A 699-nucleotide genomic window follows, 5' to 3' on the forward strand; every position below is an offset into this window, starting at 1 on the left:
TCAAAAACATGCACGTTATTTGCTATACGAGCGTTTTCATAAACCCTAGCATTGTCATAAACATAGGCATTATCATAGATATAGCCAGCAACGATAGCATTGTCATAAACCCGCGCATGACCATAGATATGACCACAAGTGACAGCATTGCCAAAAACCCTTGCATTTTCATAAACGTGACCATTTTTAAACACAAGAGCCTCATCATAGACCCAGCAATTTCCCTCATGAGAGAGGTTATCTTCCTTTTCAATAAAGCCGCCTAAGGTACCTGCTTTGATATCAGCAAAATCTTTTAATGCTTTAATACGGTAGAGAACATGTTTACCAAATACACGCGTTTCATTTGTGAGTGCAAACTTCTTTTGCATGAGCACAATTCCTTTATAAAGGGATTTAAATTTTTAAATGAGATATTTAAAGGAGGGCGCCCCCACCGCGCCCACGCGTTATTTAAGCAGCGTCTTTTAGTGACTGATTATCATCACAGATATCATTACGAATTTTTGCACGGCTATTCACAACAGCATTGCCATAAATTTGCACATGATGATCAATATTTGATTTGCCATAGACCTTGGCATGATCATAAATTCTTACAAAGCAACCAACACGAGCCGAGCCAGAAACCTTGGCATGACCATAGATACTTGAATAATCCTTAATCCAAGCATTACAAAAAACATGGGCATTATCATA

General features: G+C 38.2%; 1 protein-coding gene and 1 pseudogene. Both read right to left on the minus strand.

Annotated features, from left to right (window positions below; translation table 11 throughout):
• Positions 1 to 371 (minus strand): hypothetical protein (locus tag ACFIKQ_RS09065; RefSeq protein WP_375656314.1); only part of this gene is annotated, 371 nt, incomplete at its 3' end.
• Between the two features lie 82 nt (positions 372 to 453).
• Positions 454 to 699 (minus strand): annotated as a pseudogene (locus ACFIKQ_RS09070) (hypothetical protein); the annotation flags it as partial.

It is taken from the genome of Bartonella sp. MR63HLJHH, assembly GCF_042194155.1.
Classification (GTDB): domain Bacteria; phylum Pseudomonadota; class Alphaproteobacteria; order Rhizobiales; family Rhizobiaceae; genus Bartonella; species Bartonella grahamii.